Raw genomic sequence first — 12,772 nt, forward strand, 5'->3', positions numbered from 1 at the left:
AGTATTAAACAATGGATCGCCCTAGCAGCCATGGGACTTGGTGTCTTCATGGGATTGCTAGACGTAACGGTAGTCAACGTTGCATTACCAACCATGGTACGTGACTTCAATACCACTTTTACCGATTTACAGTGGGTCTTAAACGCCTATACCCTAGTGTATGCTGTCACCCTCATGATTATGTCCAAACTGGGCGACATGTATGGTAGAAAGAAAATCTTCTTAGGTTCATTAGTCTTATTCGTATTAGCTTCAGCCGTCAACGGTATGGCTTCTAGCCTCTTAATTTTGGATATCGGTCGTGGCGTTCAAGCTATCGGTGGTGCCGGGATGATGTCATTATCAATGGCACTGGTCGCTTCTAACTTTCAGGGTAAAGACCGGGGATTAGCCTTGGGAATCTTGGGTTCGGTCATCGGTGTCTCCTCTGCCTCTGGACCGCTAATCGGTGGTTACCTGGTAGAACATTTCAGCTGGCCAGCCATTTTCTACGTGAATGTTCCCTTCGGCATTCTTGCGGTAATCCTGACCGTTATTTACGTGAAAGAAACTCCCAGTTATGGCAAAAATCAAAAAGTCGACCTACTTGGGATGCTGCTCTCAGCAGCTGGGTTATTTGCCATTATTTACGGATTGATTGTCAAAGAAGGCCATCCACATTGGAATTGGACGGATCTTCGTGTCAGCAGCTGGTTAGTCGGCGGCCTAATCGTGATGATCATCTTTATCATCGCCGAAGCTAAGATCAAGGATCCGATGGTGAACCTTAAAATGTTCAAGAAGCCTCATTTTATCGGGGTTGTCATTGTTGCTTTTGCCTTGGGCTCCGGGATTTATGCGTACAACACCTTCTTGACGGCCCTTATGCAAAATTACATTGGCTACTCAGCCACCCAAACCGGTATCCGTCAATTAACTATTAGTGTCTGGTCACTGGTGCTGGGACCAATCGTTGGCATTTTAAGCGCCCGATACTCGAAGAAATGGATGATCAGTATCAGTCTTTTCATCGGTGGCTTAGGCTTTTGGCTCATGGCTCGCGCAATCAGTCCCACCGTCAGTTTTGTTGAGCTCTGGCCCGGCATGGTCCTCATGGGAATTACTAATGGGATGGTCAACCCACTGCTGAATACGGCTGGTATGGAGGGCGTTCAGGCAAATGAAATGGGGATGGCTTCAGGTCTGCTCAACGTGTTCCGTCAGTTAGGCACGACAATTGGTGTGGTTGGTCTAGGATTGATTCAGGATAATCAGTACGAAAACTACTTAAACGGCCACCTTTCGTCACTAAACCTCCCTGCTCAAGCGCTTAGTGGTCTTAAAAAAGCGCTGATTGATGCTGGTCCATTTTCAGGGCATGGCATTGCCTTTTCTAGTCGGGTTAGCCACGCACCGTTTGCGCACGATTTCCAGCAAATCGTCATCAAAGCTTACGATAACGGTATGACGGCCGTAGCAATTGGTTCTGCAATCATCGTTGTTATTGGTGGTATTGCAGCAGCTTTGCTCTTGCAACGCAATCCTAAGTCGACAGATATTACGATTAAGGAACAGGATTAAGCTAATTCAATAGCACCAAAAAACTGATTACCAGTAGCTATACTGATAACCAGTTTTTTAATTATTTTTTACTCAACGCCTGCACAATCAAATCCTCAATGGTTTGCAAATCGGCATCTTCATCAGCTGCCATATCAGGCAGTATAATTTGACGCTGAAGAAAATAAGTCAGCAGTTGACCGGCAATCGTCCGCAGAACGGCTGCCGGCGTCAAACCGTCTTGTAAATCACCGCTCTTTTTAAGAGTGCCATAAACATAATCGATAAACATTGATGCGGTTTCGCTTATAAATTGCTTAAAGGTTGTCCTTGTATCAGAGTTGGTCATCACCTGCGTGAAGAAAATCATGACCACCTCTTTATTTTGCTTCAAAAAGGCATATCGATCACGGATGAGAAAACGAACCGTTTGTCTTAACGTCGTGGTTTCAGGAATGTCTGCCAAAAAATCCTCTCGATATTCAGGCAGTAAGTTTTTGATCATGGGTTCCAGAATGGCTTGTAACAGGTCATCCTTCGTTTTGAAGTACTTAAAAATCGTCGCCTGGCTAATGCCAGCATGTTTGGCAATCGCCATGGTAGAAGTACCATCATAACCTTGTTTAGAGAACAGTTCCAGCGCCGACAGCATCGCTGAACGTTTCCCCTTGGGCATGTCTTGTTCGTTTAACCAGTCACGATAACTGGCAGAAATTTCTTCTTTCAAGCTGATTTCCCCCTATACTTTACGATAGCGCTTAAGACCTCTTACATTTAAAAAGGTTAGCACAACTAAGAAGATAAGCAAAACGCCAATATCAAGACCGAACGAAAACAGGCTTTTCCCCTGCATCATGATGCCAGTCACAGCATCACCGGAATACTTGATCGGAATAATATAGGAAATGTCTTGAATCCAGCTGGCCATGGAATCCATGGGAATGATACCGGAGAAAAAGACTTGGGGAATGATAAGTATCGGAATAAACTGCATCATCTGGAATTCGGAATTGGCAAAAGTCGATAATAGAATCCCAAATGCCAGCGCAACCAATGCTAATATTAGATTAATCACAATGATACTGAGCACACTGCCCACAACTTCCACTCCCAGCAACCAAATCGTGGCCATGACAATGAGAATCGTTTGGAAAATTGCTAAAATACCATAACTAGCCATGTAGCCAAAGACGATTTCTGATCGTCTAACTGGCGTTGCTAATAGCCGAGATAGTGTGCCACTAGTCCGTTCTTTTAAGAGTGCCATGCCTGAAATTAGGAAAACGAAGAAGAAAACAAAGAAGCCCATTAAGATTGGTAGCATTTTATCAAAGAAACCAGTACTGGAATCACCGTAAACATAGTGATTGGTAATTTGCGGAGTAGTCGCCTTCTTTTGAGTTGGCATTTGACTCTGTAGCTGTCTTTGAGCCTGAACTGGCAACGTTGCTTGCAACTTACCAATGGTCTTTTGGGCAACGCCCAACTGTGACTTCATTTGATCAATATTAGTTTGTGTTAGCGCTGATTTAAACGCCATTTTGACAGCCGAAGTCTTGCTAGAATCGGTATTGGCGTAGGTCAGACTGTAATCATTATCTGTTTTATGAATAATAGCATCGATTTTGTCAGCCTTCATCGCTTTTTTAGCGTTGGCTTCATTTGCGTAATGATGAACGGCAACATGCTTAACTTGATCTAAATTGGTCGAAACACTGGAAGTAACACCAACGGTTCCTACTTTTACGTTTGTAGTGGAATTAGCGGTAAAAATAACACTCATTAACCACAACACTAAGATTGGGGCTAGAAACATCAACGCTAATGACCGTTTATCACGAATCATCTCAGTTAAAACCCGTTTCATAATTGCAAATGTTCTCATTGTAATTCACCTTCCGCCTTTAAGAATACGTCTTCAATCGAATCCACTCTGTACTGAGTTTTAAGGACTATTGGTTCATCAAAGGCAATCACTTCACCGCCCAGTAATAACGCTACCTTATCAGTCAGTTCTGCTTCATCCATCACGTGGGTGGTAATCAGGATGCTGCGACCTTCATCACGAATACTACCCAGTTCTCGCCAAATTTGACGGCGTAAAGCTGGATCAATACCGACAGTTGGTTCATCCAAAACTAACAGTTCAGGGTTTCCTAATAGCGCAATCGACAGTGACAATCGCCGCATCATCCCACCAGAATAGCCACTTACCCGTTTGTCCAGGTCATCCTGCAAGTCAACCACTTTAGCGACGTGGTCAATTGAAGTCTTTATTTCAGCTTTCTTGATGCCTTTCATTTGAGCAAAAAATTTAAGATTTTCGCGACCGGACAGCGAATCATATAGTGCATCCGTTTGAGCCATATACCCAATCCGCGATAGTAACTTTCGATTAGGCATCACCTGACCAAAGACCGTTGCGCTACCACCATCCGCTACTTCCATGCCCAACGCTGTTTTGATAACCGTTGATTTACCAGCACCTGATGGGCCGATTAAACCCACGATTTGTTTGGGCATAACTGCTAAATTAACATCCTTTAAAACGGTTTGCTTGCCAAACTCTTTAACTAAGTGTTTCAAATCAATAATTGCATCCGCCATTTTGATTCCTCCGTTTAAGGTAAGTGATTGATTACTCACTAGTGAGTATACACTCACTTTTTAAAAAGGACAACTAAAAAAAGAAATTGATAATACTCTTTTCTTTTGGTCATGACTCATTGACTCAATCAAGACATCTGAGAAACACCTCTCCGTGGCCAATCAAAGGAGAATCGCAAGTACATAAGTTGTCCAAAATAAAAGCAGTGCATCCGGAATTCTACCGAATGCACTGCTTAATGTAATCCTGTAATGAAATAATGGTTAGCCCTTTAAGTTTACAACGCACCTAAAGCGTACTTGTTCCTGGCTTGCCCCTTATACAACCAGTTAGAATATTTCATAGCTAATGACTCCCTTTCATCCTAATTTAACTCAAGCACCGTGTAATTTTTACTACCCGAATGAGCAGTACTAATACCAACCACCTCATAGTTGTTCCAAGTGACATCAAAACCGTCACCTTTTAACCATAATTGCAGATTTTTAGTTGCCGCTTCCTTGTTAGTATTATAGAGGTAACTTCCAGCTCCCCATAATTCTTGATCTAGGGATAGACCTAATTTCTTTGCTAAAATTCCTGCCTGAAAGTTTTTCTGAGACACAAAGTTACTTGGATTTTTTGCAAATTTATTAGCTTCAGGAACAGCAATTTTACTTTGGAGATTAGCATCAACCTTTAACGGCAGTTGCGCATTCTTCTTACGAAGAGAATTAATTTCATTTAACAAGTCAGCATTATACTTAGCGACATTAAATTTTTCTTTCGGTGTAAACTTTTTGAAATAACCATGCCAAGCCCAACCCGTTTTTCCATTTGCTGTTTCAAATTTGTAATATACCGTCTTTTTACCATTTTTGGTTATGTGTGCAGCATAATAACCTGTAACCACTTTACCAAATGACTTCATGGTCCCTTTTTTATGACTTAGTTTGCCATTCGTATAGACCGTCGCTTTTTGATTCACTGTGTACGAAGCATCCTTAATATTGGAATATGAACGTAACTTAGTGCTGGCATTCCCGACAGTTGGTGTGACAGCCAATGCTGCAAATAAAGTGGCCACACCTAATATCATCATACTTAATCGCTTAAACAAATATTTTTTCATTAAAAACCCAACCTTCCCAAATAAATTTATTTTACGTTTATAACGGTATCACTCACGTACGACAGGTAATGTCGTTTTAAGAACAACTTATCACAATACATCATTATTTCGTTAAGATATCCGTCCAATTACTGTCTTGGCTGCCAAATCCCCATCCAAACTCTTTCGTTTTAGCACTTAACAATAAACTTTGTGTAGATAATTCCAGGCCATCATTAAAGAAACTATCTATATCTGTATAATCCAGAAAAATTGGGTCTACTCCAAACGTAGAACCCTGCATACTTTCTTCCACATCGCCGACATCTACTCCAAGTGGCTTGGCAGAATCCTCTAAAGTCGTATTTTCCCACGTAGTCTCATTATCCATAAGTAATGTTCTGAGATCCGCAAGTTGATCTAGTTGCGCATTCAGTTTAATTTGTGGTCGATTCTTTGCTAATCTTTTTTTATTAATATATTTGAGCATAACATTTCTGAAACGATTTTCATTTCCAGCTTTCCCTAAATCTTTCAGAAAGTTGCCACTCCAAGCCCAAGCAGTCTTACTTGCTTTTCCATATCGATACTTGTAATAAATTGCTTTCTTACCATTCCTAGTAACGTGCACAGCATAATACACCGTGACGGCATCGCCTGCATCCATTGTTCCTATCTTGTGACTTAACTTTCCTGTTGAATACATATTGCCATAATCAGTGGTAAAGTACCTTGCATTCTTAACATTCTGATAGTACCTTACCGTAGTTTTTGCGCTAACTTGAATCTTGGTTATTGAAAACAATGCAATGACACTCAGAAATATCGTTAATGCTAAAACACTAAATCTTGACTTCATGACAACGCCCACCTTTCTAATATTTTATACTAATAGTTTTATCACTTGTGCCTGACATCTCGTGTCGTTCTAGAAATAGAAATTCTTTTTCATTAATTATTTCTATTGGTCAAAAAAAGAACTTCAATTGATTTGAAGTTCTTCATTCTGTTACTTTTTCAGTCGCGAATCATAAGCTCGCTTAGATTTATACCCTGCCTTAAAAACCGTCTTCATCACTTCAATGTGCCGAGCCTTCGTTGCTTCAGCTTTTGCGCCAAAAACAAACCGCGCCCACTCACGTTGATAACCGGGCGTTAAGCCACTGAAGAATTGTTGCAATGCTGGTTCTCCAGCCAATATTTCTGCTACGGCCGGAATATCTTTTTCGTAATCCGCTAATGTTTTTTGTGCCATTTTGATTCCTCCTCCGTTTTAACAATAATGTCAGTATATCATTGTTGTGTCTATTTATAGACGCATTCAAATTAAAAAAGAGCCCAACGTACTGGGCTCTTTGACATACTTACCGTTTAGGAGTGACATTTACTTAATGCATCCTTAACCGCGTTTTTGATTGCTCGGCTAGAAGACGATGCACCCGAAACTGCATCCACATCCGCGGTGTTTTGTGCCACGATTCGTTTTGGTAATTGCGTCAGTGCTTCAGTTGCAACGTCACCACTTTCATGTTGGCGAACGATTTCAACATCATTGATACGCGCATTTTCCACCGTAACTCGAACAACAACCTGACCGCCAATTCCTTCATTGCTTTGACCCAGATACTGATTTGATCCTAAATCAATACTAGCTAAATCATCATTTTCGGCAATATCATTATGCCCAAATTTTGGCAAAGCACGTTTTAGTTCAATTTGACTGGAAACCTTTGATTGAGCGGCATTTTCACCGGCAATCTTTCCAAAAATCAAACACTCCGCTAAATTACCGCCTGCTTGATACATATTCGCGTTAATCCCGCCAAGTTCACCCGCACTGTATAAATGTGGAATAACAGCACCATTGGCAGCTAAAACTTCAGCCTTGGCATTGCGTTGCGGTCCACCTTGCGTATTTAAGACATCGTGATTTACCGCCACGGCATAATACGGACCTTGATCACTAAATGCACGCAATGAATCCTTATCACGGCCAAACTGAAAATCTTCTCCCGCGTCAGCAAACTGGTTAAACTGATGAACTGTTTGACTTAAAATTTGCGGATCTGCATCAATCTTCTGTGCTAATTCTTCAATTGTTGACCCAGAAATAACTTGGTCGAACCAATCGGTGTACGGACTCTTATCATCAGTTTTAAGTGCCTGCCACTGTGCGTCATCAAACACGAGGTGCGGATGTTCGTTCGGACGGACAACGTGCCACTGTCCCTGTTCGTAAACGTGACCGTGCCGGTTTTGTTCATCTTCCTTCGTGTATCGGCTCCCGTCATCACCAGCTAAAAAGATGGCACCCGTGAACAGTTTGGTGTACGTCGGGTTAATATAATGACCGCGTTCACCATCTGGGACAGTGAAGACCATTCCGTTAAGGATTCCTAAAGCTTCATAGTTGCTCATGTGCCACAATTTCGCACCGATTTCCTCACCCATACGAATACCATCACCCTGATTATATAACGTTCCCAGCGGAGTTAAGTGAGTCGCACCCAGGAAGTTTTGAATCATATCGCGATTGTTTTCAAACCCACCAACTGTCAATACAACACCATTTACGGCTCTAATATTCAACAACTCACCATTCCGTTCAACTTGCGCACCCAAAATCATCTTCGAATCTGGGTCTTGAATTAAATGTTTAGCTGGTGAATTCAGCCAAATATCAATCTGTTCCTGCCGATCAAGAACTTGCTGCCTTAATACTTTCCACAGTGATGCATCAAAGATGCCTTTATGAACTAGTGTGAAGTCAACCGTTTCGTGTCCTTCAAATTCAGGATATTCTGGTAACGTGTAATTGATCAGATGCAGATCATTCTTTGCTGACACCGGCTTAACATTTAGATATTTTTCTAAATATTCGGGTAACTGCGTCATTCCTTTAACGTAGGTTTCTAGCATCTCTTCATCGTAATCTTTGGGTGCATATAAAGACTTATAGTAAGCAAGAAGTTGATCATAATTTTCACCACTGTTTAATAACTGGGCGGCATAACGGGTATTGCCACCTTCATGTCCCAGTGGCGCAGCATCAACTAATAGCACTTTCGCACCGTCATCAGCGGCAAATCGAGCTGCGGTTGCACCGGCGCCCCCAAAGCCAATGACTAAATTATCGTAAACTGCATCCCACTTAATTGCATCAACCAGATCGCCACCTTGATGCGTAACCGTCTTAACGTAGTCCATGAATGCCGTTACACAAGTTGCCATCCAGTCAACGCTTTGAGTATCCTTCAAATCACCATTTTCATCAAAGGCGTCCGGTGCATTCGATAATAAAAATTGGTGACCTGGCATAATAAATGCGTCTACCCCGGGGGCGTCCAGTACTTGGCGAATATTAATCTGGGCTAAATCCGTTCCTTGTCTACCCAAAGAAACCCCAACAATCATTACCGGTTTCCCAGTAAATGGATGCACGCTATACGATAACCACTCGATAGCGCTCTTCAGCGCAGCAGTCATCCCATGATCATATTCTGGGGTGGAGATAATCACACCGTCAGCTTCCTGGATAACTTTTGCAAATTCCGATATCACTTTTGGCGTTTCCGTTGACGATTCATTGAATAACGGCAAGTCTTTGATTTCTAGAATGTTAATTTCAATCTCTGAGGCGTAATAACGTTTCATAAAGTTCAGTAAAATTCGATTATAGGAAAACTCGGCATTAGTACCGACAATAGCAGCTAGTTTCATTTTATATCCCTCTTTGTTATTAATTTCACATATTATTATCACTGGTCAAGCAGCCCTTGTAAAATGCCTTTTAAAAGATAATAATATTACTATTTAGTTATTGAAAATGTCCATTTTTAAGAACTATCTTCTTATACCTAACCTTGTCAGAACAAAAAGGACTGTAATACCATGAATTCAAACTTATTATTCTTTTTACAAACCATTCAAGAAACTGGCAGTATTTCGGAAACAGCGCGTCAGTTATACGTGACGCAACCCTATGTCAGCCGTATCATCAAAGAAGCTGAGAAGAAATACGATGTGACGTTACTGGTGCGTGAACATCACCCTATAACGCTAACCATCGCCGGGCGTAAACTACTGGAATACCTCCGCTCCTCTCAGCAACTTCAAAAGAATATGCAACGCGAAATGGCCGCCTTAGCCAAACATCAAACTGACTATCTGACAATCTGTACAAACGCTTCGTTTGGTCACGATTGGTATGCTGAAATCCTACAACACTACCTGGCTAAACAGCCCAATACGGTGCTCAAAACGGTTGAACTTCCCTATCAGGAAGCGGAGAAGCAGTTACGTTCTGGAATGGTTGACGTGGTCATCGATAAGCCAATTAACGATGAGCAATTTAAATACCTTCACATCGTAGATTTTTCAGTGCTTTTGATTATTCCAGCAAATTCACCTGTATACAAACCTAACTGTACTTGGCGGGATTACCGAACCTTAGACCTCAAACAACTTAATAATCAGTCATTCATCAATGTTAATGACGGCTCATCTTTTCAACAAATGATCGATACCAAACTGCTCACACTAAACATTGCCGTTAAGCCAGCTCTGCAAGTAACCAATTTACAAACGGCTACAATTCTAGCTTTTAAACAGTTGGGAACAACTTTCGCACCTGATTTAGTTCTGCGGACTTCTCAACTCACTACCGAAAATAACGTGAACATCATTCGGATACCACGAGAAGTCATGTCCTTTGACTTTGGTGTCAACGTTCCTCAGCGATTGATCGATAGTCCTCTTATAAAGAGCTTAGTATCAGCAATAAAAGAAACCATCCAACTCTAAAGAATTGTCCTGTTATCCTCGCTAACTACCACTACCACTCACTAGTACCGGTACCACCGTCTCCGATTCAAACGGCGTCTTAAATAACCGATCACCCACTTGATTCGTAATCAGATCCTTGTTAGCAGTACTAGATGTAATTGCTGGTGAATTAATAAAGTACTGGTTTGCAGGAATACTGTACAGATCTCGAACGTTCTTCACATCAACCGGCTGGACGCTGACATACCGCGTCGATTTATACATCACACTTTGTTTACTAGGATTATGTGCTAACCCCATTGCGTGACCTAACTCATGTTCCGCCACGTTCACTCGCTGGCTAGTGGTATACCCGTTACTTTTCAGTAAGGTGTGAACCAAGTGAAGCTTCACGCTGACAATGCGTTTGGTATTATCATGATCAACGTATGCCACGCCGACAAAATTTTCCTTAATCAAAGATGCTTCGTTACTTTGAGCCGGAATAATGGTGATTTGAGCAGGGCCTGAAACGATTTTAAATTTAAACACTTTTTTGGCATTCCACGCATTGATCGCTCGTGTCCAAACTTGGGAATAGTACGTCCCCACTTTGATTTGGACGGTTGCTTGGTTAGTTTCAAAACGCCACGGATTCACGACAGGGAGACGCCCCGAGGGCAACCCTACTGAGACTTAGCATTGTCAGAATCAAGACAAGGCTAGTCATGACTATTTTTTTGAGCATCATCGTCACTCTCTCTCTTTGCTGGTCACCAGAATTCAATATACATTACTGCATACCTCTGGCAAACTATATTCTACTTACTTTACATGAAAAGTCCAAAAAATAGCTTGAGAAAATCAAGTGCTTTTGTTTGCAGGTAAAATTAAAAATTGATAAAATGCAGACGTAATCAATTCAGTGGATTGATTACTCAAAGACAGTAGTAGCCTGCTACTTCTCTTTCATTTTACTGATCTATGCTACTCCCCCCATACAGTGACCTCTTACGTTGATAACTGTTTCTAGCATGGATCGGCTAGTTGACGTTTCCAAACTACTGTCCCAGTTTGGAGCATTGACTGAATCATAATCTTTCAGCATTCTCGCTGAGACGATATTTAAGCAACTCGCCTCCCTATCCCTAAGACGAGCTGCTTTTTGCGTTCACAAACGACGCTCTCCTAATAAAATAATTAATTTTTTAATCAATTTGCCATTTACTTTTAATTTTCACTCTGGTATAGTTTCAATATTCTCTAAAGTCGAGGTTGCCTAATCCTGCCAACTAGCCATCCCCGATTTTTTTATGGAAATTTGCAGAAAGGAATCATCACACATATTGTCGATTAATTATTAAATTTAAGAACTGGAGTGACATACATATGGAAAACACAACACCAGCGTTAACAGGAGCCACGAGCACCACTATTGAAAGAGATCCGGTAAAAACAGTTATTCTTGCTTCAATGATTGGTACTGCCATTGAATTTTTTGATTTCTATGCTTACGGAACAGCTGCTGCAACATACTTTCCGAAGATCTTCTTCCCAGAAGTAACACCAACGATTGCAATGATTCTGAGTCTTTTAACCTTTGGTGTGGCCTTCGTTGCCCGCCCATTAGGTTCCCTGATTTTTGGTCACTTTGGCGATAAATTAGGTCGAAAACGTTCACTTGTGGTTTCGCTATTATTGATGGGTGTTTCTACCGTCCTCATTGGTTTCTTGCCTGGATACGCTTCACTTGGTATGGCTTCCATCGTTTTACTTTGCCTTTGCCGTTTCATCCAAGGCATTGGTCTTGGTGGTGAATGGTCAGGTGCCGTTTTAGTTGCAACTGAAAACGCACCTAAGAACAAGCGGGCCCTTTTCGGTGCTTTCCCAGAACTGGGTGCGCCAATCGGCTTCTTCCTTTGCAACGGCCTCTATTACATCCTTGAAACAATGCTCACACCCACTCAGATGGCTGCCTTTGGCTGGCGTGTTCCTTTCCTTGCATCCGCTGTTCTTGTGGTTGTTGGTTTGTGGGTTCGCCGTCGGATGCAAGAAACACCCCTCTTCCGGATGGCTCAGGAAAAACAAACTGTTACCAAAGCACCACTGGTTCAAGTATTCCGTAAAAACTGGCGTCAAGTTTTGCAAGGTACTTTGACCATGTCCGTTTCATACACTTTCTTCTTCCTGTTATCTACTTGGTCATTAAGCTACGCCACTACTGCATTAGGTTTCTCTAACAAAGAATGGTTATTACTCTTAATGGGATCCATCATCGTCTTTGGTGCGATGATCCTTTACTCATCAATCATGGCGGATAAGTTTGGTCGTAAGAAAGTGCTGATGCTTGGTACTGGCCTCATCGTGGCCTTTGCTATTGCCTTCCCATTCTTCTTGAACGGTCAGCATAACTTATTCGGTAGCTTATTCTTCTTAGTTGCTGGCTTCCTCGCAATGGGCGTTGTTTACGGCCCTGTGGCAGCCTTGTTACCAGAACTCTTCCCAACTGCCACTCGTTATTCAGGTGCCGGCATTGCTTATAACGCTTCTGCTATCTTAGGTGCTGCCTTCGCACCAACGATTGCTTCTTGGCTGGTTGGCCAATGGGGCATTCACGCGGTTGGTGTTTACCTCGCATTAATGGCATTCGTTTCATTCTTAGCTTTAGCAACTACTAAGGAAACAAAAGAAATGGATTATACAAAATAGTACACTAATAGCCACGAAACAACTCTTCAGGTTGCTTCGTGGCTATTTTTGATTTCACAATC

11 protein-coding genes are annotated in these 12,772 nt (G+C 41.8%); 3 read left to right on the forward strand and 8 right to left on the reverse strand.

Going from position 1 to position 12,772, the window contains the following annotated elements:
- Window positions 1-3: 3 nt before the first annotated feature.
- Window positions 4-1,560, forward strand: a complete 1,557-nt coding sequence (locus AC6H04_RS02325) for an MFS transporter (protein WP_497570307.1) — start codon at window positions 4-6, stop codon at window positions 1,558-1,560.
- 61 nt (window positions 1,561-1,621) lie between these two features.
- Here the strand turns inward: AC6H04_RS02325 and AC6H04_RS02330 are convergent, their stop codons facing one another.
- The 7 genes from AC6H04_RS02330 to AC6H04_RS02360 form a co-directional block, all read right to left on the reverse strand.
- Window positions 1,622-2,266, reverse strand: coding sequence for a TetR/AcrR family transcriptional regulator (locus AC6H04_RS02330; protein ID WP_497570168.1), 645 nt, complete (start codon window positions 2,264-2,266; stop codon window positions 1,622-1,624).
- 12 nt (window positions 2,267-2,278) lie between these two features.
- The gene (locus AC6H04_RS02335) at window positions 2,279-3,424 is read right to left on the reverse strand and encodes an ABC transporter permease (protein ID WP_497570169.1); all 1,146 of its coding nucleotides are present in this window, start codon (window positions 3,422-3,424) and stop codon (window positions 2,279-2,281) included.
- A complete protein-coding gene (locus AC6H04_RS02340) occupies window positions 3,421-4,146 on the reverse strand; it encodes an ABC transporter ATP-binding protein (protein WP_497570170.1) in 726 nt (241 codons plus the stop codon). Before AC6H04_RS02340 ends, AC6H04_RS02335 begins: the two co-directional genes overlap by 4 nt.
- 365 nt (window positions 4,147-4,511) lie before the next feature.
- Entirely contained in the window at window positions 4,512-5,258 is a 747-nt protein-coding gene (locus AC6H04_RS02345) for a CAP domain-containing protein (RefSeq protein WP_497570171.1), read from the reverse strand.
- Window positions 5,259-5,361: 103 nt separating this feature from the next.
- A complete protein-coding gene (locus AC6H04_RS02350) occupies window positions 5,362-6,096 on the reverse strand; it encodes a hypothetical protein (RefSeq protein WP_497570172.1) in 735 nt (244 codons plus the stop codon).
- A gap of 150 nt (window positions 6,097-6,246) precedes the next feature.
- Window positions 6,247-6,492, reverse strand: coding sequence for a YdeI/OmpD-associated family protein (locus AC6H04_RS02355; protein WP_497570173.1), 246 nt, complete (start codon window positions 6,490-6,492; stop codon window positions 6,247-6,249).
- A gap of 116 nt (window positions 6,493-6,608) precedes the next feature.
- Window positions 6,609-8,957 carry an NAD(P)H-dependent oxidoreductase gene (locus tag AC6H04_RS02360; protein WP_497570174.1) on the reverse strand — a complete coding sequence of 783 codons (2,349 nt, stop codon included), beginning with the start codon at window positions 8,955-8,957 and terminating at the stop codon, window positions 6,609-6,611.
- A 171-nt stretch (window positions 8,958-9,128) separates the two neighbouring features.
- On the opposite strand from AC6H04_RS02360, the gene AC6H04_RS02365 reads away from it, so the two are divergent.
- Window positions 9,129-10,040, forward strand: a complete 912-nt coding sequence (locus tag AC6H04_RS02365) for a LysR family transcriptional regulator (protein ID WP_497570175.1) — start codon at window positions 9,129-9,131, stop codon at window positions 10,038-10,040.
- Between the two features lie 21 nt (window positions 10,041-10,061).
- Here AC6H04_RS02365 and AC6H04_RS02370 read toward each other — a convergent pair whose 3' ends face one another.
- Window positions 10,062-10,661 carry a matrixin family metalloprotease gene (locus AC6H04_RS02370; RefSeq protein ID WP_497570176.1) on the reverse strand — a complete coding sequence of 200 codons (600 nt, stop codon included), beginning with the start codon at window positions 10,659-10,661 and terminating at the stop codon, window positions 10,062-10,064.
- Window positions 10,662-11,390: 729 nt separating this feature from the next.
- On the opposite strand from AC6H04_RS02370, the gene AC6H04_RS02375 reads away from it, so the two are divergent.
- Window positions 11,391-12,710, forward strand: a complete 1,320-nt coding sequence (locus AC6H04_RS02375) for an MFS transporter (RefSeq protein ID WP_497570177.1) — start codon at window positions 11,391-11,393, stop codon at window positions 12,708-12,710.
- Window positions 12,711-12,772: the final 62 nt, after the last annotated feature.

The sequence above is a fragment of the Secundilactobacillus sp. MJ173 genome, assembly GCF_059704265.1.

Excerpts from the sequence above, each read along its gene's own strand:
- AC6H04_RS02360 (WP_497570174.1), bottom strand. The coding sequence starts at position 8,957 with ATGAAACTAGCTGCTATTGTCGGTACTAATGCCGAGTTTTCCTATAAT.
- AC6H04_RS02345 (WP_497570171.1), bottom strand. The coding sequence starts at position 5,258 with ATGAAAAAATATTTGTTTAAGCGATTAAGTATGATGATATTAGGTGTG.
- AC6H04_RS02365 (WP_497570175.1), top strand. The coding sequence starts at position 9,129 with ATGAATTCAAACTTATTATTCTTTTTACAAACCATTCAAGAAACTGGC.
- AC6H04_RS02340 (WP_497570170.1), bottom strand. The coding sequence starts at position 4,146 with ATGGCGGATGCAATTATTGATTTGAAACACTTAGTTAAAGAGTTTGGC.
- AC6H04_RS02355 (WP_497570173.1), bottom strand. The coding sequence starts at position 6,492 with ATGGCACAAAAAACATTAGCGGATTACGAAAAAGATATTCCGGCCGTA.
- AC6H04_RS02350 (WP_497570172.1), bottom strand. The coding sequence starts at position 6,096 with ATGAAGTCAAGATTTAGTGTTTTAGCATTAACGATATTTCTGAGTGTC.
- AC6H04_RS02375 (WP_497570177.1), top strand. The coding sequence starts at position 11,391 with ATGGAAAACACAACACCAGCGTTAACAGGAGCCACGAGCACCACTATT.
- AC6H04_RS02335 (WP_497570169.1), bottom strand. The coding sequence starts at position 3,424 with ATGAGAACATTTGCAATTATGAAACGGGTTTTAACTGAGATGATTCGT.